The following is a 26,181-nucleotide window of genomic DNA, read 5'->3' as shown; positions in this document are numbered from 1 at the left end:
GTATCGGCCATTCTCCTACCTGACACCCTAGCTTCCACGGCCTCCGCCGGTGTTTCGAGTCTTTCCTGGTGGGTGATTCTCGGTACGCTGTTCTTCTTACCCATGGGTTTAATCAGCGCGGAGTTAGGCTGCAGCTACCCGGAACAGGGGGGTATCTATACCTGGATTCGCAAAGCCTTTGGAGGGCGATGGGCATCTCGGGTTACCTACTGCTACTGGGTGAATATGGCCCTCTGGCTACCCGCGATGTTCATCCTGTTTGCTGGGGTATCTAACCGAATCTTTCAACTCGAAGCTTCCCTGACGACACAAATTGGTATCGCCATTGCCATCACATGGCTCACGGTAAGCGCCAATGTGGTCGCTCTCAAATTTGGCAAATGGATTCCCAACATCGGTGCAATCGCAAAGTTTCTGCTATTCGCAGCTTTGATCGCAGGCACATGGCGGTTTTTGTCTACTCACGATTTGGCAAACCCCATAACGATCACCACGCTGACTCCACGCTGGGGCGAAGGGCTGCAATTCTTACCGGTAATCATCTACGGCATGCTCGGTTTTGAGCTGGCAAGCTCTGGAGCTGCAGAAATGCGAAATCCCGAACGCGATGTTCCCAGAGCAGTTCTGTGGTCGGGACTTATCGTGCTAAGCCTTTCAGTGCTTGGCACCTTCGCGGTACTCGCTACGACGCCTACCGCCGACATTGATATCGTAGTGGGCGTGATTGATGTGCTGGAGGTCTCGCTCTATGGGATTTCGGGCGCCGGCACCCTGATAACCGCACTGGGCCTGTGCTTTTTACTGGGCATCTACTCAAGCTGTGCCGCATGGTCGATGGGGGCTAACAGAGCTGCCGCGGAGGCATCCTTGGAGAAGGAACTCCCCGCGTGGTTTGGCATAGAACTGCCCAGTAATGGTTCACCGGTTGGCGCAGCCCTGCTGACGGGGGCTGTCAGCACCCTTGCCCTAGCGAGCTATGGCTTTGTGTCGGGCAGCAACGAAGACCTGTTCTGGTCACTCTTCGCTTTCAGCTCGGTGCTCTTTATGCTGCCTTATCTCGGCATGGTCCTGGCGTTTCTGCGCCTGCGCGGCGTAGACGGTGAGCACTCCAGGCCCTTTCGAGTGCCCGGAGGGGCATGGGGCGCTCGGATCAGCGCCCTGTTATGTGGCGTGATTCTCCTAACCGCTGTCACACTGTTTATGGCGACTCCTGAGGATGGCCCTCAATGGTTGGTCATCATTGGTGTCGTTGTCGCTCTCATCTTTGGCGAGATACTGGTCAGAGCCGCGGAGCGCTCCGCTGGAAGTCACACCGACTAGTCAGATTCATCTGATCCTTTACACCCACCGTAATTAGAGTTCATGTTGTTGGTGAGGCGCACCGTGTTGAACTCCATTCTCCAAGAGAAACAAAAATTCCGTCGCAGCCGTACGGGGGTTTTTGCGTTGATGTTGCTAACCTCCTTAGCGGTGGCCGACGAGATATTGGTAAAAAAGGCCGCGGCCAGCACTCTTGAGAAAACGACAGAACAGTTCGAGCTGCAAAAAGTGGGTGAAGCGCGTCTCAAATTCCTGTTCTGGTCTGTTTATGACTCCGCTCTCTACACCCCCACTGGCCAATACAATGACGGTGTTCGCCCTCTAAAACTTGAGATTCAGTATCTTCTGGATGTAAAGGCTGACGCCCTTTTGGAGCGCACTCTCATGGAGTGGAGTGATATGGGCCGCGATCATCCTCGCAAGGATTCCTGGCGCACAGAACTCGCCACAATCTGGAAAGACATTAAATCCGGAGACGTGTTAAGCCTTGAGCTCGATGACGAGAATCGCAGTACCTTTCGTCACAATGGAGAGCTGCTGGGCCACATCGAAGACCCCGAATTTGGCCAGGAGTTTGTTGATATCTGGTTATCGGAAGACTGCACCCGCCCGAAGATCAGGCAGGCACTGCTGGGGCAAAGCGCTAGCTAGTTCAGCGTTTTCAGGTATTCGTCCAAACGCTCGCTAGAGTCACGTCCAAACAAAATACTGCTGGCTTCGGCGAGTCCCGGAGCACCGCGAATATCCTCTGCGCGGACAACCTGCTCGATTTTTGACCGGCGCCGCATAAAGTCCTCGAGACGGACGACCATCTCCCGCCGCGCCGTTAGCTCGATCTCACAACGGGTGTACTCGGCATGCTCAATGAGCAGCTCTACGCTCTCGGGTCTTTCTCTAATACGATCCAATAACTGAAAAGCTGCTTCTCCGTAGCGCCGCCAAAAACGCTCGCTTAAGGGCTCGGAGGATCCTGGATCCGTCATCTCGTCCAAGCCCAATTGGCTCGCCTGCTGCATAAACAGCGCCTTTATCGAACCGCGAGGCTCTCCATACCAAACCGCCTTTGGTTTGGGCACGGCCACACCGAGGGACTCCACCGCCGCAACAACCTCATCGCCCACATTCAGGCAATCCGTGAGCTTGCCGCCAAAAATACTGATCTGCGAAAGCTCCTGATTGGTCTCAATTTCGTGTTTTCGAGACAGCTGCACCCAATCGGTCGCTCCCTGAGATCCCGTCACCGCCAGGGGACGGACCCCTACTCGCTCTGCAATGACATCCTCCGGGCGGATGGGCTCACGAAGATCGATAAGCTGATTCACATTATCAAGAACGAATTTTCTGTCTTCATCGGTCACGCCGACAGACGGATCGCTTACCGCTGTATCAGTAGTACCGATGCAGGTTTTAGGACCCATGGGAATGAGAAAAAACAGCCGGCCATCACTGGCAAAAAAAGTCAGCACCCGGCGACTGTCCGTTACCCGATCAACGATCAGGTGAATGCCTTTGGAAAACAAATGACGGTACTGTGTTTGCACGCCGAGCATGGTGTTGAGGGAATCCACCCAAGGACCACAAGCGTTAATCACGACCTTGGCGCGCAAAGAGTAGCTCCGCTCACTTTCGCAGTCACGGAGGCGGCAATCCCAACCCCCATCCCGCGGAGTAGCCTCATCGAGGCTTACATAGTTAGCTGCAACGCAGCCTAGATCCAGGGCGCGACGAACAAAGCTGAAAACAAAGCGCGCGTCGTTGTCATAAAGATAGCAATCCGAGTACTCCAACCCACCAGCTGCCTTGCTAGTGTTAATTTCCGGCTCAAGCTTCTTGATGGCCTGAGCTGAAAGGTAACGGGGAGCCCGTGTTTTGCAGCGGCCCATGAGCCAATAGAGCACACTTCCCAAAAACACGAAGAAGGACCAAAAACGAAACCCTCGTTGAATGGTGGTGAAAAAACGAATCTCCTTGACCGTAGCGGGGTAGGCCCGCATGAGTTCGTTGCGAGAGCGGCAAAGCTTGTTGACCAGCAGGAACTCGCGGCTTTCGAGATACTTGATGCCGCCCCACGCAAGGTTGCTCGAGTTAGAGCTCACCCCGCTGGCAAAGTCGCCGCGATCAACAAGCGCTACCCGTACGCCCTTTCCCGCGAGGGCGGCAGCCGATACGGCACCGTTGATCCCGCCTCCGACAATCAGGACGTCGTATTCCTGCCCATCAAGGCTTTCAAGATTTTTATCGCGTAGCGCGGTGGACACCGCGACACCTCCTAAATATGGGACTCAAGCTTCGTCGGACGGTCAACTGGACAGTGACCGCACTAAACACCACTATAACGCACTCTTTCAGCCTCTCTCTTTACCCTCTATGGATCAACAGAATCAGGAAGTTTATCGCGGTCTGCACTACCCCTGGGGACGAGGAGTTAATCCCGAACCCGGAGACCCACAGCGCATTGCCGAAGGGGTTTACTGGGTACGGTTTCCCATGCCCATGTCTCTCGATCACATCAATCTATGGCTCCTGGAAGATGGCGACGGCTGGACGATTGTAGATACCTGTCTGAACCTGCCCGATGCCCGGGACACCTGGGAAGGCATATTTGAAGGATTCATGGGCGGCAAACCCGTCAAGCGTGTTATCTGCACCCATATGCATCCGGATCACGTGGGTCTCGCCGGCTGGATCTGCGAGCGTTTTGGCTGCGACCTATGGATGTCCCGCGCCGAATACCTCATGTGTCGCTCACTGGTAGCAGACACGGGCCGGGAAGCACCACAGGTTGCCGTGGACTTTTACCGCGGTGCGGGATACACCGAGGAACAACTCGAGAAGTACAAAAAGCGCTTTGGATTCTTTGGCAAAGCTGTGTCCAAGCTCCCTGATCACTACCGTCGCATGGTGGATCTGGAAACCATCGATATCGGCGGTCGATACTGGCAGATCATGGAAGGCAGCGGACACTCTCCGGAGCACCTCTGTCTGTACTGTCCGGCCCTTAAAATATTCATATCCGGTGATCAGGTGCTGCCGCGCATCACGCCCAACGTGTCGGTGTTTCCCACAGAGCCCGAGGGCGACCCACTGAAGTACTGGCTGCGATCTAGCGCGCGCCTTCGCGAGCGGCTCCCGGAAGACCTTTTGGTCTTACCCTCCCACGAGGCTCCTTTTAAGGGTCTTCATGTGCGGCTGACGCAAATTCTAGAAGGGCACAAGGAAGATCTGAGCGCGCTGTTCAAGCTACTTGCGGAGCCCCAAAGAGCAGTGGATTGTTTTCCTGCACTCTTCAATCGGGATATCGGTGAAGGCTCTCTTGGTTTAGCAACCGGCGAAACTCTCGCGCACCTGAACTGCCTTTTGGGTCGTCGACGCATCCGTCGGACCAAAGACGAACACGGCGTTTATTGGTACGTACAGGATCCAGACGCCGTATACCTCCACGAAGAAAAAATCCCCATGGCAACCTGAGCCAAGCCCATGCTACAGCGACTAAAGGTCAGTTTTTTCCGCAAATACTATCGGTTCAGTTCCCGACAGGCCTGGCACGCACCCGACGTCCATGCCTCTGCCGGCGCTCTCCAACTACCCACCTCAGCGGGCCCGCTCCGAGGACACCTCTACCGCGGCGCAAAGTCCGAAGAGCGTCCACTGATTGTTTATTTTCACGGCGGTGGCTGGGTAATCGGAGACCTACAGACGCACCACGCCTACTGTCAGGCACTTTGCGATGCTTCAGGTGCCTCGCTTGTCGCCGTGGACTACCGTCTAGCGCCGGAGCACAGATTTCCTGTGGCACAGGATGACTGCCTTGCTGCTACCCAAGCCATCTTCGAAAGCCTGTCAGATTTTGGACCTACTAATGGAGGCATCGTACTCGCGGGAGATAGCGCGGGCGGGCATTTGTCATTGTGCACAGCCTTAGCGGCAGACGATCGGCTAAGGCCATTGATCAAGGGCATGGTGCTTACCTACCCCGTAGTCGATCACTACAGCAGACCATCGCTGTCTTATGTTGAATGCGCCAAGGGACAGGCGCTGACAACGGACATCATGCGCTGGTTCTGGGACAGTTACTTAGGCGACACAGATCCGGAAGCGGCCGAGGCGCAAAAGGCCTTTCCCTTGCGCAGTGGCGCTTTATCAACGCTGCCGCCGGCGATTTTGTGCACCGCGGGACGCGACCCTCTTCGAGACGAAGGCATGGCTATGGCCGACGCGCTCCGAGATGCGGGTGTTGCCGTGGAGCAAGAACACTATCCGGACTCCGAACACGGCTTTGCCTGCTCTATGGGCCCCACAAATGACTACAAAGCCTGGCTAAGCCGCTGCGCTGATTGGATTGCTAAGCGCTAAAGCGGCAGCCGCCAATACTCAGGCGCTGATTTTGCCCAAAATAACCCGGGCGCCAGCGTCGTCCAGCAGCTTCGGTGCGAAGTATCCCGTGCCCTCAGCCACCGCAAGGTCCACCAGGTAGTCAAAGTCTTCTGCCTTGATTTTTTCTGATGTCGCGGGAATACCTACGGCATCTCGAAGCTGAACAACAGCATCAATAAACGCTTGCGCCTGGTCCCTCGTGCTCTGACCCTGTGCGGCGACACCAATGAGCTTGGCAAGCTCGGCTAAAGAACTCTCAGCCTCGGCAACGCAGTAGTCAAGCACATGGGGAAGCACCATGGCGTTCGCGAGACCGTGAGGAATCTGGTATTTGCCACCCAGCTGATGAGCGATGGCGTGCACCGTGCCCACGTTAACCTGGTTAATCGCGATACCTGCGTAGTAAGAAGCAAGCGCCATCGACTCCCGCGCCTCAGCGTCGTCTCCGTGATCATAGGCGCGCTTCAGGTTATCGAAAATAATGCGGATCGCCCGCTCGGCGTTTTCCTTGCGTGTGCCTCGATCCCAACGACAAATATAGGCTTCAACAGCGTGCGTTAAAGCATCCATACCCGTGGCTGCGGTAATCGCCGGGGGCATACCCATCTGCAGGTCCGGATCCAGAGCCGTCGCCCCCATACCCAGGCCAGCGCCGGAAATCACACCCTTTTCGTGAGTAACCGAATCAGAAATCACGGCCCCCATGGTCGCCTCAGAGCCCGTACCCGCTGTCGTGGGAATCGCAAACAAAGGCATTACGTCATGCTTTACCTTGGCGAAACCTACCCAGTCACGAGGGTCTTCATCGCTTGTCGCGCGGGCTGCTACCAGCTTGGCGCAATCAATCGATGACCCTCCGCCTATTGCCAGAACCACGTCACTGTTGTGTTCCTTTAGAACGGCGAGCCCTGCAGCCACTTGATCGAAGGTCGGGTCCGGCTGCACACCATCGTAAAACGCAATGTCGACCTCTGATCCCTTAAAACCTTCGAGGGCCTTATCGACGATGCCCAGGTCTCGCAGGATCGTATCTGTCACCACCAGCACTCTTTTAAAACCTGAGCGCCGAATATGCGCGCACAGTTGCGCAGAGCTGCCAGCACCCGCAAAGGCAAGGTAAGTGGCTCCCGGCGACGACGCGGTGAGGATCTTGGCTAAAATGAGGAGGAACTTGTTTTTGATTTTATTCATGCGTGAACTAGTGTCCGAAGTTTCAAAAAGGCGAGAAGCGAAGAGTAGCAACTCAGCAAGCTGACAGCGAGAGCGCTAAGCTTGCCCTTTTCGACAGCCAGTGCGATGTTGGGGCTCACTCACGCTTCCACTTCTAACAGCAGTAAAAGGAATAGCACCCATGACAGTTCTAACGCGTCGATACGTGCACGTCGATGAGGCCGACCGCGGTCTCTCCGTACAGGAAGACAGGGCTCCTGTCCCTGGCGCAGACGAAATCCTTATCGAGGTCGCGGCAGCGGGTGTGAATCGTGCGGACTTGCTGCAATGGAAAGGCCTGTACCCGCCTCCACCCGATGCATCACCCATTATTGGTCTGGAAGTGTCAGGCACGGTAGTAGCCTGTGGAGAAGCAGTGACTGATTTTGAGCTTGGGGATCGAGTGTGCGCACTGACTCACGGTGGCGGCTATGCCAGCCATGCAATCGCCCCCCAAGGCCAAACACTCGCGGTACCAAAAGCCTTCGATCTAAACGAGGCAGCTGCGTTACCGGAGGCGCTCCTCACCGTCTGGCATAACCTGTTCCAGCGGGCGGGCCTAAAAGCGGGCGAGAACGTACTCATTCATGGCGGAGCCAGTGGTATCGGCACTCTCGGCATCGGCATTTGCAAAGCTATGGGTGCCAATGTCTACACTACGGCGGGCAGTGAAGAGAAGTGCCGGCGGGTAGAGGCTCTCGGCGCGATCAAGGCCTTCAACTACAAAGAGGAAGACTTCGCAGAGGGTCTTGATTCTCTGGGACTCAAGGGCCAAATCTCGGTGATTCTGGATATGGTAGGTGGCGACTATATCGGTCGTAATTTTGAAGTAGCAGCGCCTGAAGGACGCATCGTTAACATCGCGTTTTTGCGAGGGTTTAGCGCGGAAGTGAATTTTCTGCCCATGTTGATCAAACGCCTCACTATGACCGGCTCCACACTCCGCGCGCAGTCCGAAAGCCAAAAAGCCCAAATGGTCCGGGAGATTCGCGAGCAACTGCTCACCCATCTGGATGACGGGTCGATCAAAGCTGTGATCGACAAAGAGTTCCCCCTGGAAGAGGCCCAAGCTGCATTGGAATACATGGAATCCGGCGTTCATATGGGTAAAATTCTGTTGCGCCCCTAAACACAACTCCTATGTATCAAGTCACCCGCAGTTCCAAAACGCTGGCAGCAGCTGCACTAAGCCTGCTCCTTGCTGCCTGCGGCGGTGGGGGGAGTGGAGGCTCAAGCAACACTCCGACGCCTCCCGCACCCGCCAACGCGCCGCCTATCGCAGACGCCGGCGAGATTCAAAGCGTTGATGCCGAGGCGAGCGTTGTACTCAACGGCGGCGAAAGCCGCGATAGCGACGGAGATATAGCCACCTTCGAGTGGTCTCAGAGTGAAGGCCCCACCGTCGAACTTTCGGACGCAGATCAGTCCCAAGCCACATTTACAGCCCCCAGCCTTGGGGAGGACCGGGAGCTGGTTTTCACACTGACGGTCACCGACAACGATGGCGCCTCAGCCAGTGACACGGTCACCATCACAGTGCTTGCCGCTATGGTTGCGGAACAGGTATCTATCAGCGGCAGCATTCTGCCATCGGCCAGCCAAAGCCTGGATGGAGATACCAACGATCCCTTCAACCCCCTGATAACCAATAACGACCCGGGCCAGCCGCAGTCCATCGCCAACCCGACAACCCTTGGCGGCTACGTCAATGAGCCGGGAGCCGGCGCGGAAGGTCGATCACAAATCGCTGGCGATCGCGAAGACTACTTCCTTGTAGAACTCCTGGCCGGGCAAAGCATCAACCTTCTGGTCGCCGAGTATCAGGATGCTGATGCGGACCTGTATCTCTACTCGACTGCGGGCGACCTTCTCGACTTTTCTATTGAAACAGGACCGAGCGAAACCATCGTCATCGATCAAAGTGGCAGCTATCTGGTTAACGTGTCGATCTTCGCAGGCGCCACCAATTACACGCTGGCCATTGGTTCAAGCCTTGTACCCGTGAATCGATCCCCCTACGAAGATGTGATTCCGGGGCAGATGATTGTGTCCTACTCCGAATCTCCGGTAACGCCAGCCACCAGCGTGAGCACCGCCGCGTCTTTTTCGCAAGATTATAGAATGCGTCAGCTAGGCGGCGGACCGCAAAGAGCTCGTCTCATGGCCTTGGAAAACGCAGGTCAGGACAGGCAACTGATCGTTCGCCGACTCGGTGCTCAATCTTTTCGTCGCGCACAGTTTGCCGAGCAGGAGCTAGCGAAACGCTGGAGCACGCTGATCAGCATTAAACGCTTGGCAAGATCTCCCGGTGTGGCCAGCGCCGAGCCTAACTACTGGGTTAGACCGACGGCCACTGTGAACGACGAGGCCTACCCTATCCAGTGGCACTACCCGCTTATCAGCGTTCCCGGAGCCTGGGAAACGACTGTCGGTGATCCCAGCGTTATCGTTGCCGTCATAGACACGGGTGTTCTGTCCGGACATCCGGACCTCGCCGGGCAGCTGGTACCAGGGTATGACTTCATTCGCGATGCGAGTGAAGCCGCGGACGGAGACGGTATCGACTCCAACCCCGAAGAAACCATCGGCGGCGGCGATCCTGCGGCGGTTAATTTTCATGGAACACACGTCACCGGCACCATCGCAGCTAGCGGGAACAACAGCATCGGCGGCGTCGGCGTCGCCTTCGGCGCCCGAGTCATGCCTCTCCGTGCCCTAGCGGCCAGCGGCGGCACCGGTTATGACGTCAACCAGGCGGTTCGTTTTGCCGCAGGGCTCGAGAACGATTCGGGCACCCTCCCCGATCAACCCGCACAGATCATAAACTTGAGTCTGGGCGGCGGTGGGTTCTCAGCGAGTACACAGAATTTATACGATGAACTTCGCGCTCGGGGCATCATCGTGGTTGCCGCTGCCGGCAACGAGAGCAGTACAAGCCTCAGTTATCCAGCGAGCTATGACAATGTCATTTCGGTTAGCGCCGTAGACACGCAGCAACGGATTACCAACTACTCCAATACCGGTAGCGCCATAGATCTTGCCGCGCCGGGAGGAGATGGCAGTCAGGACTTCAATGGCGATGGTTACCCTGACGGTGTTCTGAGTACCGGCGGTTCAGATGGTGAGTTTGCCTATACATTTTTAAGTGGCACATCGATGGCTTCCCCCCACGTCGCTGGTGTCCTGGCGCTAATGAAAAGCGTCAACCCGGACTTAAACGCCGACGACATCGATCGGCTGCTTGAGGAGGGCGCACTCAGCGATGACATCGGGATAGAGGGTCGAGACAATCTTTACGGCTACGGAATCATCAATGCGAGAAAAGCCATCGAAGCTGCTCTCACAGAGGCAGGCAGTAGCTCTGGAAGCGAGCCCCGACTGGGAGCGTCCAGCAGCGCCCTGAATTTCAGTTCCCAGAGAACCCGCCTGGAATTGGTACTGCGTAATAGTGGCGGCGGAGAGCTGACAAATGTGCAACTTGAGACTAGTGACCCGTGGATCCAGGTAAGTGCCATTAGCGTGGATAGCGAGGGCTTGGGGCGCTACGCCATTGAGGTCAGTCGAGAGGGCCTGGCCCCGGGTATCTATGAAGGAAGTCTCAGGGCAAGTTCCAGCGCCAACGAACTCTCCGTCCGCATTCTTCTGTCAGTAACCGACGCCACGGATGCAGAGCTGGGCATTGTGTACTTGCTGCTATTCGATCCCGCAACGGACTCGGTGGTCGCCCAGACGACAATACAAACGGGGAGCGACAATTTTGATTTTGCGTTCCCTGACGACACGCCTGCGGGCATGTATCAACTTTTTGCCGGTACTGATTTGGACAACGATTTGACAATCTGCGATGCCGGAGAGGCCTGCGGGGCCTATCTGACCATTGATCAACCGTTAACTATTAACTTCGATCGCAATCGCGATGACATAGACTTCGCCATTGAATATCTTGTAGCGCTCCCCGGTGTGGCAAGCGCCACCTCACAAAGTGATGGCACAATAGGCGCTTCTACATCCTTATCTGTATCCCTATCTACATCATTACGACGAGAAGCCACTCCACCATGATTGCCTTTGAATACAAAAAGCTAGGTATCCTGTTACTCGCCGTTGGCCTCCTGTGTGCCTGCGGAGACAGCGAATCCGTAGAAGATGCCGCTCCACAAGCTACTCCGGTTCAAGAAGAGTCCACGGCTCCCGCCACCGATACAACGGCGGCCGAGCCGGCAAGTCCCCTTGAAAGCGACCCGGTCACCGCCGTTGAAGCGCCAAAATCCGCTGACGAACCCGATGTTCCAGGAATGCGTCGCTGGACCGGTGACCTCGACGAGCTAAGGGAACGCCGAATAGTTCGTATTCTCACTGTGTACGGCCCCGGTCGATTCCATTTAGAAGACGGTCAAGGGCGCGGCATCATTGCCGAAATGGCAACAAGTTTCGAGAATCACCTCAATCAGGATCTCGAGAAAAAGCACATTCGAGTCTTCACCATTGTCATACCCGTTGCCAGAGACCAACTCATTCCAGCCTTGCTCGATGGACGAGGCGACGTGATATCCGCAGGCCTCACCATCACCCCCGAGCGCGAAGGCATCGTGGATTTCAGTATCCCCGCCAGTAAGCCCCTCAATGAAATCCTCGTCACCGGCCCGAGCGCAGAACAAATAAATACGCTTGAAGACCTGTCAGGAAAAACCGTCTACCTTCGGGAGAGCAGTAGCTACCGCGAAAGCGTTGAAGCACTTAACGAGCGTCTAGCTCAGGCAGGCGCTGCGCCCGTTGAGATCGAAACGATGCCTGGCTCTTTGGAAGACGACGACCTAATCGAAATGGTCAACGCCGGTCTTCTCCCTTGGGCGATTGTTGACGAGTACAAGCTGCAACTGTGGGATGGCGTGTTTAATGATCTGGTTGCCCGCGATGACCTGATTTTTCGCGAGGGCGGCCGCACAGCCTGGGCCATGCGTAAGGACAGTCCGCTCCTGAAAGCTTCAGTAGACGCTTTCCTCAAAAAGAATCGTGCCGGGACGCTACACGGCAACATCCTGATCAATCGCTATATTCGGGATTTTGACTGGGCGGCAAACGCCCTAAGCGATGAAGACTACCGCCGCTTCAACGAGCTACAGCATCTGTTTCAAAAGTACGGGGAACAGTATGGCATCGAGTACCTCTTCGCCGCGGCGCAAGGCTATCAGGAATCACGCCTCGATCAGAGCGTACGCAGTCACGCGGGAGCAGTGGGCGTGATGCAATTGCTGCCCGCGACGGCGTCAGACAAGAGCGTGGGTATTCCTGACATTCACGAGGTTGAGCCAAACATCCATGCAGGCATCAAATACATGGACTATCTGCGAGACCGCTACTTTTCCGATCCCGAAATCACTCCCCAGAATCAAGCGCTTCTTGCTTTAGGCGCCTACAACGCGGGCCCTGCTCGCATGATTCGTATGCGCGCGAAGGCTGCCGATAAGGGCTACGATCCCAATGTCTGGTTCGATAACGTCGAGCTGATCGCGGCCGAGGATATTGGACGGGAAACCGTGCAATACGTATCCAATATCTTCCGCTACTACCTAACCTACCGCATGGTCGCAAAACAGGAGCTCAAGCGCGTTGAGGCGCGACGAGCTGCCGGTATCAGCGATGTGCTCGACCCGTAAACACATAGAAGAGATAACCACCAAAGCAGCCCGCAAGGCATTGCAAGGCTAAACCCAGGGGCTCGCGAACGGCTGCAATGCCGTTGAGCCCTAATACGGCTTTCATGATCAGATGCAGGGCAAGAATCGCTATGGCCCCCGCAAGAACATAAAGAAAAACCCGGGCTTTAGGCAGGTATCGACTTAGACCGGCAGCGACCGGCATCGCCACGAGAAAAGCTAGTAACATCAGGGGTAGATAGCTTGTGGTCAGTCCAAGAAGATCATGCCAACTCGCATGCAGGCGATCGCGCATCGTGACAGGAATCGCCATGGCTTGAAGCTCAGCTAGTATGGTTTGAGTGGCGAAAATACTGCCTAAAATGTAAGCGCCCAGTACCGCAGGGAAAAACACTATGACCGCACGTAACATTCCCGTTCTCGCCTCACTGTCGATGCGCCATGATGCCGTGTCAGCCACCCGGACACCACCACGCAGATGGTGGGTCGCTATGCTACTGACCTGCTTACTTGCCACCATTGGACAGCTTGCGCAAGCAGAAGACTATCGGCTCGTTACGGTCGCCGACGAATTGCACTGGCCATGGTCCGTGGCAAAGCTACCCGAAGGCGGTTTCCTGATCACGGAGCGCGAGGGGCGTCTAGTCCATTTGGAAGACTCCGGAGAGCGTCATGTGCTGGAAGGAACGCCCGAGACTTTATTCGCAGGTCAGGGGGGCTACTTCGATGTTCTCTTGCACCCCGCGTTCACCGAAAACAGCCTGATCTACCTTAGTTATGCTGAAGGCCAGGAGACCGCAAACGGCACCGCGATCTTTCGTGCGGAGTTCAGAGGCGGAAAGCTTCTCAATGGCGAGCGTATTCTCCGCGTAGCTCAGGATAAGACTACACCGCAGCACTACGGCGCGAGGATGATGTTTCTTGAAGATCAAACCCTGTTAGTCACTACGGGCGATGGCTTTGAGCATCGAGAAGAAGCGCAGTCGCGCGACAGTGAACTGGGAAAAGTACTGCGTATCTATGATGACGGCAGTCCGGCTGGGTTGCTTGATGAAGAGGGTGAACCCCAGCGCATCTGGACGTTAGGACACCGCAATCCTCAAGGTTTGGCTTTCGATGCCAGCTCTGGAACTGTTTATCTCCATGAACACGGGCCTCGCGGCGGCGATGAAATTAATCGACTTGAGGGCGGTAACAACTACGGCTGGCCTGCGGTCACCCACGGCGTAGATTACAGCGGAGCCTATGTCTCCCCTTTTAAAGCTGCGCCGGGCTTCGAAGACCCTGTCTGGACCTGGGTTCCAAGTATCGCTCCGTCGGGAATGGCGTGGTACGGGGGCGGTAGCTTTCCTAGTTGGCACAACAGTCTATTCATTGGTGCTTTGGTAGATCAGGAGGTTCGTCGCCTTGAGCTTCAGGACGGCAAAGTCGTCAAAGAGGATGCGCTCTTTTCAGAACTTGAAACCCGAATCCGCGACGTTCGAGTGTTTGGCGATGAGATCTACTTGTTGACAGATTCAGAGCGAGGCGCGCTGATCCGCGTGCAGAGCGTGAGATAAAAGAACAAGAGCCACCGCCGGTAATTCAGCGGCGGTGGCTACTTAGCCTTAGGCCGCCTTTTTGCGGGCTGCTGTTTTCTTTTTGGCAGGCGCTTTCTTTTTAGCGACTGTTTTCTTGTTGGCCGGCGCCTTCTTCTTTGCAGCTGCCTTCTTTTTGGCGGGCGCTTTTTTCTTGGCCGGCGCACGTTTTGCCGCTGTTTTCTTAGCAGCAGCCTTACGTGGAGCCTTGCTCTTAGCTTTCGCTTTCGTTTTAGCCTTTGCCTTGGTCTTTGCTTTCGCCTTGGCTCGACGGGCAGCGGCCTTTTCAACCATCTCTGCGGCTTGGTTCGCGGCCTGCGCTTTGCGAGCTTCAAGAGCGAGATCTGCACGCATAGGAACAAGCTTCTCCGCGTAATCATAAGCCGCTTTGGCAATTTGGCTTACGGTATCGCTCAGCTCCTGCACCTGCTTTAAGAGAGCATCGACACGTGCTTTGTCGGCACTGTTACCCTTTTTACGCAGGGATGCCCGCGCCTTCTTGAGACGCTCGTTCGCCACCTTGTGTTTCTTTTTCACGGATGCGAGTTCTCGCTTTGCAGAGCTATGAGCTCGCTCTGTCTCCTTAAGCAGTCGCTGGCGAAGCCGTTCTACACGCTTACTCGCCTGCTCCGCCATTTTGGTAGCTTGAGCTAATTCTTTCTCTAACATACGCGGTACCTTTAGTTTTATTACGTTACCCCAACTCCAGTGTAGGTAGAAAAATTCGTTTTGTAACGCTCATTTTTCGATCAAAGGATCAGACGACGCATTGCGCAGCACCGTTAATCGCAGTAAAGGCTCACGCCACCGCAGGCAGTGCCTTTATCGCCAAGCCTCGGTTGTACTGCCTGCAAGCCCGGTACTATCCTTTGGAGTATGCTGTTACCAGTCGAGAATGGAGTTAAGCCAATGACAGAGGCTGAAAGCGGATCGAAGTCCCGCATGCCCAAAGCCGTGCGAAAACGACTACGGGAAGCCGCTGTGGCCAAAGTTCGGCAGGATATAATTCACGCCGGCCGTAGCGAAGCTGATTACGAAGACCAGGACCTGGAGTACCTGGTCGCCGAGAAAGAAAAAGAAATATGGTCAGGACTGGGCTGGAAAAGCTTTGGGGTCGTGGCTTTGCTCCTGGGCATTAACATCGGTATTTAAAAACCATGTCCATCTTTCGGATTTTAAAGTACTCGTCACTGCTGTACTTCTTGGGCAAGCATCGCAGCAAACTTGCTCGATCTGCGGCGGTACTGCTCTTCGCCTTTGTCAGCTCACTAATCTATGACGACGTTAGAATCTATCTCGCGCAGCAACATCCAGGCACACTGATCTACGCCTTGATCGCAAAGATTGTCATTGTTTATGGCTCACTGGTTTTCGTACTACTACAGTTTCGAAACAGTGTTCGCTCAAGCGATGACGGAAAAGCACGAGCAGCGCGCATAGCCGAGCGCAACGACAGTAGCCCTCCCTCTAGCGAAGCCGTTGCTAAGGGCCACTTAGATGCGCTAGCAGACCTTGAAGAGCACGACCACCTGCGCTCTCGCTACGACCGCATTTTGGCGGGAAAAAACTCCTCGGAGAAAACCCAAGCGCGGGAGTAGTGTTTCTCGGCCAGTGCTGCCGCTGAGAACCTCGCTTAAGAAGGAGAGATCGCCAGCAAACGGCCCTCTTCGTCCTGCTCTAATCGTCCCACCATCGCGACTTTGCGCCGAAGTCCCGGCTCTGGCGCCAGATAGAAGAGGTCCCCATTTTCGCCGGTTAAGGCCATTTGCGCGCCGTTTTCTCGAGCGATCTGGGCATTCGCTTTCATGTGCCGCTGCTCACCGTGGACCGGCACCGCCAAGCGCGGTCGAGACCATTGATACATTGAGGCTAACTCTTCCTGACAAGGATGCCCCGATGCGTGAACCGGCTGCACAGCGCTTTCCCCGTCAATAATGCTGATCCCCTGGTCGCGGAAACGTTTAAGCAGTCGCTCCACTGACTCTTCATTCCCAGGGATGACACGAGAGCTTAAGATCACCGTGTCACCGGGCTCGAGCTCAAGTTGGTGATGGGTTCCTGCCGCCAAGCGCTGAAGGGCCGCACCATGCTCACCCTGGCTCCCCGTTGCTACGATCAGCACTTCGTCTCGCGGAAGATATCCCAGGTGTCCGGTTTCTATAAGACGTTGAGAACGCTCCAGGAGACCAACACTCACGGCCGCCGAGTGCATCGTTTGCAAGGAGCGCCCCAGGAGCCCGAGGTAGCGCCCGGTGTTTGAAGCCACGTCAATGAGACTATGTATTCGCGCAATGTTGCTGGCAAAGCAGGCCACCACGACGCGCCCCTCGCAAGCAGCTACGGCTTTTAGCAGACCGTCCCGTACGGTGGATTCGCTAATGGAGTGTCCGGGCACGACAGCATTGGTCGAATCGCAAACCACCGCATCAAGCTCACTCGCGCCGGCAGCAGCGAACCAATCACTGTTAAAGCCGGGGCCCACTTGAGGCATCTCGTCGATTTTCCAGTCGGCGGTGTGGAGGAGGCTACCCGCAGCGCAGCGAATATGCAGCGCGCAGGTATCTGGAGTTGAATGAGTGATGGGTAGCCATCGAACATTAAAAGGCCCAATAGTCTGTTCTTCTCCCGGAATGCACTCGATGATCGGACTGGGAATTTTGCCTCCGCGTCCCGCTGCTTTGCGACGAAGAACCTCAGCCGTGAACGGCGTGGTGTACACGGGCACAGGGAACCGCTCCCACAGCAACGGAATAGCACCAATATGGTCTTCATGAGCATGGGTAAGTACGATGCCTGCCAATGCGTCTTTACGCTCAGCAATGAATTGCGGGTCCGGTGTTTGCACCCTGGGCCTGATCCTCGTGGAATCTCGTTCAAAGGTGATGCCGCAATCAACCATCAGCCAGGCGCCGTCGTGACCATAGAGATTCAGATTCATGCCGATCTCTCCACAACCCCCGAGCGGCAAAAACCAGAGATCTTTGGGTCCCGGTGTCATGATTCGGGCTGACAGCTTGGGCACCAGTAAATACGTCGACTACCAATGCTGTCCCGGCGTATTTTGTCGCCGCACTGATAGCAAGCTCGGCCATCCCGTCCAAAAACGAAGAAGCGCCGCCGCTCGAAACCCTTAACCTCCTTTTTCAAGGACGCGGCCAGTCGTGGGGGCAAGGTGATACCAGCGGTTTCGTAACTACGTTTGGGAAGCTTCAAGGTTTCTCGTGCCAACAAACCTCGCTCGCCGCGACTAAGATCTTTGGGGCGGCGCTTGGGATAAAGCCCCGCGCAAAACAGTATCTCCGATCGCAAATAATTACCGCTACCGGCGAGAAAATGCTGGTCCAGATAGAGGGCCGCCAGAGACCTTCCAGCAAAGCGCGGTGACTGAAGGCGCTCGCTTACGTCCTGCCACTCCAATCCGGCGGATAATAAGTCCGGTCCAAGAGTCGCAAGAAAAGGGTGCATGCCCAGCTCATCCCTGGACCACACACTGATATCCGATGCGCTATATAGCAAAGCACTGTGTTGCGAAGTATGCAGTGCCAGACGAAGCGAACGATTTGTAGCAGGCATTTTCCCCCGCTTGGCAATTTTCCAAACACCGTAAAGCTGATTGTGCGAGTAGATGGCGTAGTCGTTATCAAAATGCGTCAGCAATGCTTTACCTCTCGTTTCGATTTCGAGGACCCGTTGCCCGCTCAGCACAGGAGAGAATCGCTGCAGCTCGGGAAACGCGAACAACACCTCCTCAATAGGCTCATCAACCAGTACGTTGGCGATACGGTCCGCAGCGCGGCGTATTTCCGGTCCTTCGGGCATGGGGTACTACATCCTCTTCACGACAGTTCTCATTCATACGCAGACACGCGCCTTGAGGATGGGTGATACTTAAGTTCCAATGCAGCTAGATACTGATCCCGAGCATGACCGCAGCGCAAGTATGCCCCCGCTAAGCATTCGTCTCATCTATGGCGCCGGCGGTGCCGTTTATGCGGTAAAAGAAGCCGCGTACACCATGTTCATTCTGCTTTTCTACACGCAGGTGCTTGGGCTTAATGGCACGATCACCGGTCTGATCATTGCTTTAAGCCTTATTTGGGACGCGATCTCGGATCCGCTGGTAGGTACGCTCTCCGATCGATTGAGAAGTCCCCGAGGGCGACGCCACCCGTTTATGGCGTGGAGCATCATTCCGCTAGGCCTTGGGTTTATTGGTTTGTTTGCTCCCCCAAGCGCGCTGATAGGTTCCGACTCGCTATTGGCGGCTTGGCTATTGTTCTGGTCTTTGTGGGTTCGAACCTTTGTCACGACGTTTTCAATCCCACACCTGGCGCTTTCCGCTGAGATCACCAGCGACTATCACGGCCGCAGTCAGATACTTGGCGCGCGACTCGCCTACATGTTCCTTTTTAGCGTCCTCATGCCTGCGGTGGCACTCACGCTGATTTTCCAGTCCAGTGATGGTCAGGACGGCCGCTTTCTGCAAAGCAATTATCCCGTCTACGGTGCTTTTTCCTGCGCGGTCTGTTGGCTATTCGCCAGCGTCACCACCTTTGGCACCCGTCGTTACGCGCTGCCCTCAGACACCCAGCCCTTACCTCCACCGCGCAAGGTCGGCAATACCCTCACTAAAGACCTGCTTCGTACTCTTGGCAATCGCAGCTTTCGCTACCTTATTGGTTTCGAAGTGACCTTGATGGCGAGCTACGGCGCTATCTCCGCTCTAAATATGCTGGTGTGGACCTACTATTGGGAGTTTGATGCGCGACAGATATCAATAATTCTGTCCGTCCCAAGTTTACTGGCTGTGCTGTTCGTTATGCTGAGCCTCCAACCTTTGGGCCGTCGTCTGGAGAAGTATCAACTGCTTCAGTATGCAACCATCGGCCTCATACTTAACTGCCTGTGGCTTTATCCGCTCCGGATGCTGAACATCTTGCCAGCAGACAATAACCAACTGCTGTTCGGCCTGAACTTCGTGTTTATGCTGATCTTCATGTACTGCTTTTTAATGAGAGGAATTCAAACGCAGTCAATCATTGCGGACATTACCGATGAACATGAGTGGGAGCATGGCCTGAGACAGGAAGCGGGCTTCTTTGCGGCAAGTAATTTTTCACAGAAATTCGCGACGGTCTTCGGGCCACTCTACGGCGGTCTTGCACTGGATATCATCGGACTTGAGGCTGGCATGCTACCCGGGACGCTCGACGACTCCGTACTTGATGGCCTCGTTATAGCCTTCGGCCTGGGATCTCTCCCGGGCCTGTTTATCGCTTTGCTTTTCTCCACCAGAATCACGATCAGCAGAGCACGGGTTGCTGACCTTCAGCGCATGCTTCGAGAACGCGCCGCCACCGCTGACTCTTAAGACGGGGTTGTTAGGCCCGCCCGCGCGGCGCAAAATGCGCGGCTCAAAACACCACGGTCTCCATCATGACAGAACGCATCTACGATACGCGCATCCGCAAGGCCCAACCCCTGATAACACCTTGGGTGCTCGCCGACGAACAGCCTCTGTCCAAAGAGCAAGCTGCTACCGTAAGCGAAGCACGGGGACAAATCGAAGACGTGCTGGCAGGAAAGGACCCGCGTTTACTGGTGATCGTAGGACCGTGCTCAGTTCATGATCCCGCGGCGCTAGTCGAATTCGCGAGTGCACTCAAATCTCACTGCATCGATCTCAATGACGCGATTCTTCCTGTGCTTCGGGTGTATTTTGAAAAACCTCGCACAGTCGTAGGCTGGAAAGGCTTAATCAATGACCCAGATCTTGATGGCAGCTTTCACATTAACAAGGGCCTACGCCTTGCAAGAAACGTTCTGCAGGACATCGCTAACCTCGGTCTACCCGCAGCGAGCGAGTTTTTAGACACGACCTTTGGTCAGTACTACGCCGACTTTGTAAGCTTCGCGGCAATTGGTGCACGCACCGTAGAAAGCCAAATCCATCGGGAACTCGCCTCGGGCCTGTCAATGCCCGTGGGCTTTAAAAACGCCACCAACGGCGATATCGGCGTGGCCATTGATGCTATCCGCAGCGCCAATCACAGTCACTGGTTTCCATCCCTAACGCGCGAAGGTACTCCTGCGATTCTCCAATCCAGCGGGAACCCTCATAGTTACCTTATCCTTCGTGGCGGTAAAAGCAGTGGACCCAACTACGGCGCGGCAGCGGTACGAGAAGCGGCAACGGCCATGACCACCGCGGGTTTGGAGCCAGGAGTTATTGTGGACTGTAGCCACGGAAACAGTGAGAAAGATCACCAGCGTCAAACTATTGTTGCCGCAGATATCTGCGATCAGATTGAGCAGGGGCAGAAAGCTTTGCGGGGTGTGATGCTGGAAAGCCACTTAGTAGGTGGTAATCAGGCGATTGGGGCGAAGGAATCCCTGCGTTACGGACAGAGCGTTACCGACGCCTGTCTGTCCCTTGATGACACATTACCGGTTCTGGATAGCCTTGCCGCGGCAGTGCGCCGGGCAAGGCTTTAAAGAAGACTTACCAAGCGTATCCGATTCGGAGACGGTAGGTCTGATCTACCTCTTCTGTGCCCTCTACTGCACCTGTGTTGACGTCGTAAACAAATTCTGCCGCAGCCTCAATACCTAACAGCAGGGGAAAGGACAGTCCCAAGGTTGTGTTCAGAACGATGTTCGAAACTTCATCCAGGTTCCAGATACCCTTGTGATCGATGTAGAGACGAGAGTCGCCGCCAAGATAGTTACTGCTGACATGGACGTCCCAGGTACTACCAAGGTACTCCCGATCATCGGCACTGACGAAGTCTTCTGAGATGAATGCAAGGCCGGTTTCCGCTTCAAGTTCGAACACTGGCTCAGTAAAGAATCGTCGGCCGACATAAGGACCAATCGATGTTCTAAGGTCTAAGTCTGCGAACAGGTCTTGCTCTGCCGACACGCCGCCACCCCAATACCAGTTGCCGGTTTGGTTGCGATCGTAGCGCCCTCGGGCCGTCCAGTTTTCTGCGTTTTTGATGCCGTTGGCCTCGTTGACCTCACCGTAGGCTTCAACACGAAAACGATCAACGAGGCTTTCCCAGCGTGTCTCAAAGCGATAGTTGAGCTCATCAGTATCTGTGTTACCGCGTTGGCTCTCAAAGCCGAAACTTGCCAGGCCACCAAAGTTATAGCCATCGCCCAGTTCCCAGGGCTCTGGATTGATTCGAGTCAGTTGCTCGAGCGCATAACTTCGATTGGTTTGTTCAGACAGCGCCAATTGCTCATCCGTTACTTCAAGACGCGGCGTTTCCAGCACGCTACCATCGTCCATCTGCAGCACCAGACCTGACTCAACGGTCATTCCGACGATGGCCGATTGATCAATTGACAGCGTTCCGGCAAAAGCGGTGTCTATCGTCACGGTGCCTGCATCGGCATCCGTAACTGTTCCCATGACCACAGAGCCGTCTCGCAGCTCAATGCGGTCGACAGCGTTCGCCGTAACCGAAAGTAAAAGGGCGCATAGCAAAGTGCTGCTGACCGCCAAAAATCGACTAAAAAGACGAGTAAGTATGTACATAGCGATGCCTCGATAGTTTCGCGTGTTTTTGCATTGGTATAAAAAATCGCGCGCAGTGTACCAGCCTCTGCATGGAAATCAGGGCGATCATTCTTCGGCAATTTTTGTGCTTAATCCAGCAGGGTTACCGCATCACCTACGTTGAAACCATCACCCGCGCTAACAATCGCGTTCATACCAAAGTAAATCACGCCATCTCGGCGCCTGTAACTGGCGAGGACGCGGTTGATCACAGAGTCTCTCTCAGCGGTTTGCTGGTTGATCGAGGGGATAGCGCAACGCGAGCAAGGCTTTACCACTTCCAGCATTGTTGTACCGATACGTAGGCTTCGCCAATGATCTTCGGCGTAAGCCGCAGCTCCCTCAATAACCAGGTTAGGACGAAAGCGATCCATAGGGACAGGCTCTGGTAGACGAGAGTTCAGGTCATCCAGCGATGCCTGAGAAACAATCAACAGAGGGAACCCGTCAGAAAAAGCCACATGCTGTTCGCGAATGGTGTCCGGCAAGTAAGCGGCATCAACTTTTCTCTCTGCGCCCTCGGGGCAAAACACCAGCCGCAGGTCTTTACTCAGGCGTTCACTCAGCCAACTGTTAGCCGAGTCCTCGGCACAAAACGCAGGCATAGTGTGCCCCCAGACCGTTGCCTTAACCTCGTGAGAGTTATCGGGGGTACTGACCTCAATGCTGTCGCCGGCGTAGCCGAGACGAAGCCCGTTGTTCAAAGGCGTCACGTCAAGCAATGCCATCGCGGGTGCGCTCCGCTGGCTGTAAAACTGTCCTTCGCCGTCGATGAGCATCCATCTGCGATCACCGGCCAGCCCAAAGCGATCTACCATCGCCGAGTCCACGACATGGCCGCGCGCAGACTTTATCGGGTAACGATAAATTTCAGAGAGCTTCACTCTGAGGCCATCTCCGAAGGCCCCTGATCTGCTAACGCCACCAGAAAATCGTGCATACCCGTGCTAACACCCGACTCTGTAAGTCCGAGTCGCACAACAACCATTTCCCAGTCAGGAATGACGACGACAAACTGCCCTGCGTGGCCACCTGCATAAAAGAGATTGTCGGGCAGTCCTTCGAAGGCGACGCCACCGGTATTCAGCCAAAAACCCCGGCCGTACTGGCCCTGAGAATCTGAAGGCCTGGCCGACACGGAGTCGCGAAGCCAGTCTTGGGAGAGTAGCGTCGATCGTCCGTGCCATGCGTCGAGCCAAAGCTGTCCGGCCCGTAACCAATCCCGAGCGGTGAGGTACGCATAACTCGATCCGACTTGTACACCACTGGCATCGGCTTCTGCTACCAGTGAGTCCACACCGAGAGGCGTAATAAACTCGCGTGCGATCCAATCCTCATACGGCTCATCGAGACTGCGCTGCCAAAGATAGCTGGCAAAAGCGGTGTCGCCGCTGGAGTAAGAGAAATGCTCACCCGGAACATAAGCCTGATCCTTGCCCGCAGGCACCTGCCACATGGCCGGCGCGGTATATAGCATCTTGGTCACGTCACTACCGGGACCGTAGACTTCTACAAAATCCAAACCACTTTCCATCTGTAACAGATGCAGAAGCGTAAGTTCCGGATCCAGCTCTGGAGCCTCCGAATCGTCTGCCAAGAGTACGTTCAGAGTCTGTGCCGGATCCAACTCACCCTTTTGCGTCTGGATACCTACCCAGGTCGACATAAGGCTTTTGTTCATAGACCAGCCCTGCAAGCGCGTCTGCTGCGTAACAGGCGGGGCGTACTGCTCTAAAAGCAGCTCACCCTGGGTCGCCACGAGCAGTGCCAGAGTGTTTCTGGAGCCCGTCGCCGGACTGTGCTCTGCAAAAGCAGCTTCTACCGCTTCACTCAAGTCTGCGGGCACTCCCGGGCTTTGCACGTTCCCCCCAGCCAGCGCGAGCGGCGCAACGCCCGGCCCCGCAGCATTCAAGGCGCACCCTCTTCCCCTTAAGTGCACCGCTTTCGCGCCAACACCCAGAAGTGACGCCGAAACCACACCAGCTGTCCTATCCGTATTTACGCTCAGGGACCCCAGAAGAGGGCCCAGAATCGCCATATTGGGTAGCACGTCGCGATCCAGTACGAACTCTTCAGGGAGGCCGGACACAAACACAGCTGAACAAACCTGTTTAGCGCTGTAACCCACCACGACCTGCATTGCGCTTCTGGCGGCCCAGGCGACGAACAGCAAGGCAACGAACAAAACGACGCCAAGCAACTGTATCGATCTTTTCATGCAACTACTCTCAATTATTAGTGTCCGACAGAATGATTAAAAAACGCGGATAAACCCGTCGGCTAAGGCCTGCTAGAATGCCCGCCCTCAGGAGGAACAGCAATGAGTGATCTAGATTTCGACCTATTTGTCATCGGTGCAGGATCCGGTGGTGTTCGCGCAGCGCGCATGGCAGCTGGCTTCGGAGCGCGCGTCGCGATAGCCGAAGACCGCTATATGGGCGGCACCTGCGTGAACGTCGGTTGCGTGCCGAAAAAACTGTACGTCTATGCGTCCGAATTCGGCAAAGCCTTTGATGATGCCCGGGAGTTTGGTTGGGACAGCGGAGACCGTCACTTCGAGTGGAGCACTCTTCGGGACAACAAAAAGACTGAAATCGCGCGCCTCAACGCCATCTACCGAAACATGCTGGACGGTGCTAATGCCACGCTCATCGATGGTCGAGCGCGAATCATCGATGCCAACACCGTGGCGGTGGGCGACCAGCACTACACGGCCAGCAAAATACTCATCGCCACCGGCGGCTGGCCCTACAAACCGGATTTTCCCGGCAACGACCTCTCGGTCACCAGTAATGAAGTCTTTGATCTTGAAAACTTTCCGGAACGTCTTTTGATCATCGGCGGCGGATATATTGCTGTGGAGTTTGCCGGAATTTTCAACGGTCTTGGTTCGCGCGTGACGCAGCTCTACCGCGGCCCTCTATTCCTTCGCGGCTTTGATAGCGACATCCGTGCTCATGCCGCCCAGGAAATCAGAAAGACCGGTGTCGATCTCCGTTTTGAGACCAATATTGTGAGTGCAAAGCGCACCAGCGACGGTATTGAGGTGGAGCTGACCGACGGCAGTAGCATTGAAGTCGATGCAATTCTCTGTGCAGCGGGTCGCCGTCCGCATCTTGACGGTCTGGGACTCGAGAACACGGGCGTGAAACTGACCAGCCACGGCACCATCGATGTGGATGAACACTTCCAAACAGCAGAATCGAGCATCTACGCCTTAGGCGATGTTATTGGCGGCATGGAACTCACGCCCGTCGCCCTCGCTGAAGGAATGTCTTTTGCACGGCGTCAATACGGTGATCTCCAGAAGGATGTGGATTACGACTTCATACCCACCGCAGTGTTTTGTCAGCCCAACATCGGCACGGTCGGGTTCACTGAAAGCGCGGCCGAGATTGAGTTTGGCGATATCACACTCTACAAATCCACATTCCGCCCCATGAAACACACCATTAGTGGTCGGGATGAGAAAACTTTCATGAAACTCATTGTCGATGACGCGACAGACCGCGTTGTTGGTGTTCATATGATGGGGCCTGATGCCGGCGAGATTATCCAGGGCATCGGTATCGCACTCAAAGCGGGTGCAACCAAAGCGACCTTTGACAGCACCATTGGTATCCACCCCACCGCGGCAGAAGAGTTCGTCACGATGCGAGAGCCCTGGGGCGATGACTGAGACAAGGCGTTGAAGCTTGCGAAGCGGCATAAAGCGTGGGTGTAGAACTGTGGCAATTAGCGCTGTTGATGGCTGCCGGCACCGTCGCCGGAGTTCTCAATGTGATCGCCGGCGGCGGTTCGTTGATGACCGTGCCGATCATGCTGTTCCTGGGCCTTTCGGGACCGGAAGCCAACGGCACCAACCGAATCTCCATCATCGCGCAGAACATCGTAGCCGTACGCACGTTTTTCCGGCGCGGGTTTTCTGAGTTCCGGCTCAGTCTGACGCTCTCTGCAGCCGCCATTCCTGGCGCGATATTGGGTGCCATGGTCGGGGTCAATCTCGACGGTGAGTGGTTTGACCGCGTTCTTGCTGTGGTGATGCTCGCGGTGCTCGTTTTGATGCAGCTTCCCAGCAAGAAGCACGAAGATGACGGCAGCCCCTTAACTCGGAAGAAGTTGGTTCTGGGCCACATTCTCATGTTCGGTGCGGGTTGCTGGGGCGGTTTTATTCAAGTGGGTGTTGGTTTCATTCTTATGCCCATACTCCACCGCGTGATGGGTTTGGATCTTGTGCGAACCAACATGCACAAGGTTTTTATTGCACTGACCTACAATCTTTTTGCCATACTTGTTTTCGCGGCAGCCGTGTCCATTCACTGGCAGTTTGGCCTGGCTCTGGCCGCAGGTAATGCCTTGGGCGGGTACTTCGGCGCACGGTTTTCTGTACAAGGTGGAGAAGTCTGGATACGCCGCATTGTCACTGCGGTTCTATTGGTATTCATCGTTAAACTTTTGCTGCCCTGAGGATTACTCAGAA

General features: G+C 55.4%; 23 protein-coding genes. 14 read left to right on the top strand and 9 right to left on the bottom strand.

All coding sequences use genetic code 11. The features are described from left to right. Both AB8B76_RS01655 and AB8B76_RS01650 read left to right on the top strand, forming a co-directional pair. On the top strand, positions 1–1,320 hold a 1,320-nt coding region (locus tag AB8B76_RS01655; protein ID WP_405269333.1), incomplete at its 5' end, for an APC family permease. Positions 1,321–1,386: 66 nt separating this feature from the next. Then, positions 1,387–1,971: a chalcone isomerase family protein gene (locus tag AB8B76_RS01650; protein ID WP_405269330.1), complete on the top strand. Its 585-nt coding sequence runs from the start codon at positions 1,387–1,389 to the stop codon at positions 1,969–1,971. On the opposite strand, the gene AB8B76_RS01645 is transcribed toward AB8B76_RS01650, so the two are convergent. Next, positions 1,968–3,578 (bottom strand): FAD-dependent oxidoreductase, encoded by a 1,611-nt coding sequence (locus AB8B76_RS01645; protein ID WP_405269327.1) that lies wholly within the window; start codon positions 3,576–3,578, stop codon positions 1,968–1,970. The two genes, AB8B76_RS01650 and AB8B76_RS01645, sit on opposite strands and share 4 nt — an antisense overlap. A 109-nt stretch (positions 3,579–3,687) precedes the next feature. On the opposite strand from AB8B76_RS01645, the gene AB8B76_RS01640 reads away from it, so the two are divergent. Both AB8B76_RS01640 and AB8B76_RS01635 read left to right on the top strand, forming a co-directional pair. Continuing rightward, positions 3,688–4,788: an MBL fold metallo-hydrolase gene (locus tag AB8B76_RS01640; RefSeq protein ID WP_405269324.1), complete on the top strand. Its 1,101-nt coding sequence runs from the start codon at positions 3,688–3,690 to the stop codon at positions 4,786–4,788. Positions 4,789–4,797: 9 nt separating this feature from the next. Then, a complete protein-coding gene (locus AB8B76_RS01635; protein WP_405269321.1) occupies positions 4,798–5,673 on the top strand; it encodes an alpha/beta hydrolase in 876 nt (291 codons plus the stop codon). Positions 5,674–5,691: 18 nt separating this feature from the next. Here the strand turns inward: AB8B76_RS01635 and AB8B76_RS01630 are convergent, their stop codons facing one another. Then, entirely contained in the window at positions 5,692–6,885 is a 1,194-nt protein-coding gene (locus AB8B76_RS01630) for an iron-containing alcohol dehydrogenase (protein ID WP_405269318.1), read from the bottom strand. Positions 6,886–7,045: 160 nt separating this feature from the next. On the opposite strand from AB8B76_RS01630, the gene AB8B76_RS01625 reads away from it, so the two are divergent. The 3 genes from AB8B76_RS01625 to AB8B76_RS01615 are packed head-to-tail and all read left to right on the top strand — an operon-like array spanning position 7,046 to position 12,560. After that, a complete protein-coding gene (locus tag AB8B76_RS01625) occupies positions 7,046–8,032 on the top strand; it encodes an NAD(P)H-quinone oxidoreductase (protein WP_405269315.1) in 987 nt (328 codons plus the stop codon). A gap of 11 nt (positions 8,033–8,043) precedes the next feature. After that, positions 8,044–10,965: a S8 family serine peptidase gene (locus AB8B76_RS01620; protein WP_405269312.1), complete on the top strand. Its 2,922-nt coding sequence runs from the start codon at positions 8,044–8,046 to the stop codon at positions 10,963–10,965. Continuing rightward, the gene (locus AB8B76_RS01615; protein ID WP_405269309.1) at positions 10,962–12,560 is read left to right on the top strand and encodes a transglycosylase SLT domain-containing protein; all 1,599 of its coding nucleotides are present in this window, start codon (positions 10,962–10,964) and stop codon (positions 12,558–12,560) included. The genes AB8B76_RS01620 and AB8B76_RS01615 overlap by 4 nt, the downstream gene beginning before the upstream one ends. On the opposite strand, the gene AB8B76_RS01610 is transcribed toward AB8B76_RS01615, so the two are convergent. Then, on the bottom strand, positions 12,538–12,972 hold the full coding sequence (locus AB8B76_RS01610; protein WP_405269306.1) for a hypothetical protein: 435 nt from the start codon (positions 12,970–12,972) through the stop codon (positions 12,538–12,540). The two genes, AB8B76_RS01615 and AB8B76_RS01610, sit on opposite strands and share 23 nt — an antisense overlap. Here AB8B76_RS01610 and AB8B76_RS01605 point away from each other — a divergent pair. Then, complete coding sequence (locus AB8B76_RS01605; RefSeq protein ID WP_405269304.1) at positions 12,956–14,119, top strand: PQQ-dependent sugar dehydrogenase; 1,164 nt, start codon at positions 12,956–12,958, stop codon at positions 14,117–14,119. The two genes, AB8B76_RS01610 and AB8B76_RS01605, sit on opposite strands and share 17 nt — an antisense overlap. Positions 14,120–14,167: 48 nt before the next feature. Here AB8B76_RS01605 and AB8B76_RS01600 read toward each other — a convergent pair whose 3' ends face one another. Continuing rightward, a complete protein-coding gene (locus tag AB8B76_RS01600) occupies positions 14,168–14,806 on the bottom strand; it encodes a hypothetical protein (RefSeq protein ID WP_405269301.1) in 639 nt (212 codons plus the stop codon). Between the two features lie 240 nt (positions 14,807–15,046). Here AB8B76_RS01600 and AB8B76_RS01595 point away from each other — a divergent pair, with 240 nt between their 5' ends. Both AB8B76_RS01595 and AB8B76_RS01590 read left to right on the top strand, forming a co-directional pair. After that, the gene (locus tag AB8B76_RS01595; RefSeq protein ID WP_405269298.1) at positions 15,047–15,289 is read left to right on the top strand and encodes a hypothetical protein; all 243 of its coding nucleotides are present in this window, start codon (positions 15,047–15,049) and stop codon (positions 15,287–15,289) included. A 5-nt stretch (positions 15,290–15,294) separates the two neighbouring features. Further along, the gene (locus tag AB8B76_RS01590; RefSeq protein ID WP_405269295.1) at positions 15,295–15,735 is read left to right on the top strand and encodes a hypothetical protein; all 441 of its coding nucleotides are present in this window, start codon (positions 15,295–15,297) and stop codon (positions 15,733–15,735) included. 35 nt (positions 15,736–15,770) lie between these two features. Here the strand turns inward: AB8B76_RS01590 and AB8B76_RS01585 are convergent, their stop codons facing one another. Next, on the bottom strand, positions 15,771–17,075 hold the full coding sequence (locus AB8B76_RS01585) for a ribonuclease J (RefSeq protein ID WP_405269292.1): 1,305 nt from the start codon (positions 17,073–17,075) through the stop codon (positions 15,771–15,773). Between the two features lie 56 nt (positions 17,076–17,131). Next, positions 17,132–17,956, bottom strand: a complete 825-nt coding sequence (nei, locus tag AB8B76_RS01580; RefSeq protein ID WP_405269289.1) for an endonuclease VIII — start codon at positions 17,954–17,956, stop codon at positions 17,132–17,134. Between the two features lie 79 nt (positions 17,957–18,035). On the opposite strand from nei, the gene AB8B76_RS01575 reads away from it, so the two are divergent. Next, positions 18,036–19,508, top strand: coding sequence for an MFS transporter (locus tag AB8B76_RS01575; protein WP_405269286.1), 1,473 nt, complete (start codon positions 18,036–18,038; stop codon positions 19,506–19,508). A gap of 65 nt (positions 19,509–19,573) precedes the next feature. Next, positions 19,574–20,632, top strand: coding sequence for a 3-deoxy-7-phosphoheptulonate synthase (locus tag AB8B76_RS01570; RefSeq protein ID WP_405269283.1), 1,059 nt, complete (start codon positions 19,574–19,576; stop codon positions 20,630–20,632). Positions 20,633–20,639: 7 nt separating this feature from the next. On the opposite strand, the gene AB8B76_RS01565 is transcribed toward AB8B76_RS01570, so the two are convergent. The 3 genes from AB8B76_RS01565 to AB8B76_RS01555 all read right to left on the bottom strand — a co-directional run bounded on the left by AB8B76_RS01565 (position 20,640) and on the right by AB8B76_RS01555 (position 23,919). Beyond that, entirely contained in the window at positions 20,640–21,680 is a 1,041-nt protein-coding gene (locus AB8B76_RS01565) for a YdiY family protein (RefSeq protein WP_405269280.1), read from the bottom strand. A 110-nt stretch (positions 21,681–21,790) separates the two neighbouring features. Continuing rightward, complete coding sequence (locus AB8B76_RS01560; RefSeq protein ID WP_405269277.1) at positions 21,791–22,585, bottom strand: MOSC domain-containing protein; 795 nt, start codon at positions 22,583–22,585, stop codon at positions 21,791–21,793. Continuing rightward, positions 22,582–23,919 carry a serine hydrolase domain-containing protein gene (locus AB8B76_RS01555; protein ID WP_405269275.1) on the bottom strand — a complete coding sequence of 446 codons (1,338 nt, stop codon included), beginning with the start codon at positions 23,917–23,919 and terminating at the stop codon, positions 22,582–22,584. The genes AB8B76_RS01560 and AB8B76_RS01555 overlap by 4 nt, the downstream gene beginning before the upstream one ends. Positions 23,920–24,021: 102 nt before the next feature. Between AB8B76_RS01555 and gor the strand changes: the two genes are divergently transcribed. Then, positions 24,022–25,380, top strand: coding sequence for a glutathione-disulfide reductase (gene gor / locus AB8B76_RS01550; protein WP_405269272.1), 1,359 nt, complete (start codon positions 24,022–24,024; stop codon positions 25,378–25,380). A 35-nt stretch (positions 25,381–25,415) separates the two neighbouring features. Continuing rightward, positions 25,416–26,168 (top strand): sulfite exporter TauE/SafE family protein, encoded by a 753-nt coding sequence (locus AB8B76_RS01545; protein ID WP_405269269.1) that lies wholly within the window; start codon positions 25,416–25,418, stop codon positions 26,166–26,168. The last annotated feature ends 13 nt before the right edge of the window (positions 26,169–26,181 follow it).

The organism is Congregibacter sp. (assembly GCF_045107095.1).
In the GTDB taxonomy this organism is placed as follows: Bacteria; Pseudomonadota; Gammaproteobacteria; order Pseudomonadales; family Halieaceae; genus Congregibacter.
Note: the sequence above shows the minus strand (reverse complement) of the source record. Positions and strands in the feature narration are given on the sequence as shown.

Excerpts from the sequence above, each read along its gene's own strand:
- AB8B76_RS01585 (WP_405269292.1), bottom strand. The coding sequence starts at position 17,075 with ATGAATCTGAATCTCTATGGTCACGACGGCGCCTGGCTGATGGTTGAT.
- AB8B76_RS01555 (WP_405269275.1), bottom strand. The coding sequence starts at position 23,919 with ATGAAAAGATCGATACAGTTGCTTGGCGTCGTTTTGTTCGTTGCCTTG.
- AB8B76_RS01640 (WP_405269324.1), top strand. The coding sequence starts at position 3,688 with ATGGATCAACAGAATCAGGAAGTTTATCGCGGTCTGCACTACCCCTGG.
- AB8B76_RS01575 (WP_405269286.1), top strand. The coding sequence starts at position 18,036 with ATGCAGCTAGATACTGATCCCGAGCATGACCGCAGCGCAAGTATGCCC.
- AB8B76_RS01625 (WP_405269315.1), top strand. The coding sequence starts at position 7,046 with ATGACAGTTCTAACGCGTCGATACGTGCACGTCGATGAGGCCGACCGC.
- nei (WP_405269289.1), bottom strand. The coding sequence starts at position 17,956 with ATGCCCGAAGGACCGGAAATACGCCGCGCTGCGGACCGTATCGCCAAC.
- AB8B76_RS01600 (WP_405269301.1), bottom strand. The coding sequence starts at position 14,806 with ATGTTAGAGAAAGAATTAGCTCAAGCTACCAAAATGGCGGAGCAGGCG.
- AB8B76_RS01590 (WP_405269295.1), top strand. The coding sequence starts at position 15,295 with ATGTCCATCTTTCGGATTTTAAAGTACTCGTCACTGCTGTACTTCTTG.
- AB8B76_RS01605 (WP_405269304.1), top strand. The coding sequence starts at position 12,956 with ATGACCGCACGTAACATTCCCGTTCTCGCCTCACTGTCGATGCGCCAT.
- AB8B76_RS01595 (WP_405269298.1), top strand. The coding sequence starts at position 15,047 with ATGACAGAGGCTGAAAGCGGATCGAAGTCCCGCATGCCCAAAGCCGTG.
- AB8B76_RS01620 (WP_405269312.1), top strand. The coding sequence starts at position 8,044 with ATGTATCAAGTCACCCGCAGTTCCAAAACGCTGGCAGCAGCTGCACTA.
- AB8B76_RS01610 (WP_405269306.1), bottom strand. The coding sequence starts at position 12,972 with ATGTTACGTGCGGTCATAGTGTTTTTCCCTGCGGTACTGGGCGCTTAC.
- gor (WP_405269272.1), top strand. The coding sequence starts at position 24,022 with ATGAGTGATCTAGATTTCGACCTATTTGTCATCGGTGCAGGATCCGGT.
- AB8B76_RS01635 (WP_405269321.1), top strand. The coding sequence starts at position 4,798 with ATGCTACAGCGACTAAAGGTCAGTTTTTTCCGCAAATACTATCGGTTC.
- AB8B76_RS01570 (WP_405269283.1), top strand. The coding sequence starts at position 19,574 with ATGACAGAACGCATCTACGATACGCGCATCCGCAAGGCCCAACCCCTG.
- AB8B76_RS01615 (WP_405269309.1), top strand. The coding sequence starts at position 10,962 with ATGATTGCCTTTGAATACAAAAAGCTAGGTATCCTGTTACTCGCCGTT.
- AB8B76_RS01565 (WP_405269280.1), bottom strand. The coding sequence starts at position 21,680 with ATGTACATACTTACTCGTCTTTTTAGTCGATTTTTGGCGGTCAGCAGC.
- AB8B76_RS01630 (WP_405269318.1), bottom strand. The coding sequence starts at position 6,885 with ATGAATAAAATCAAAAACAAGTTCCTCCTCATTTTAGCCAAGATCCTC.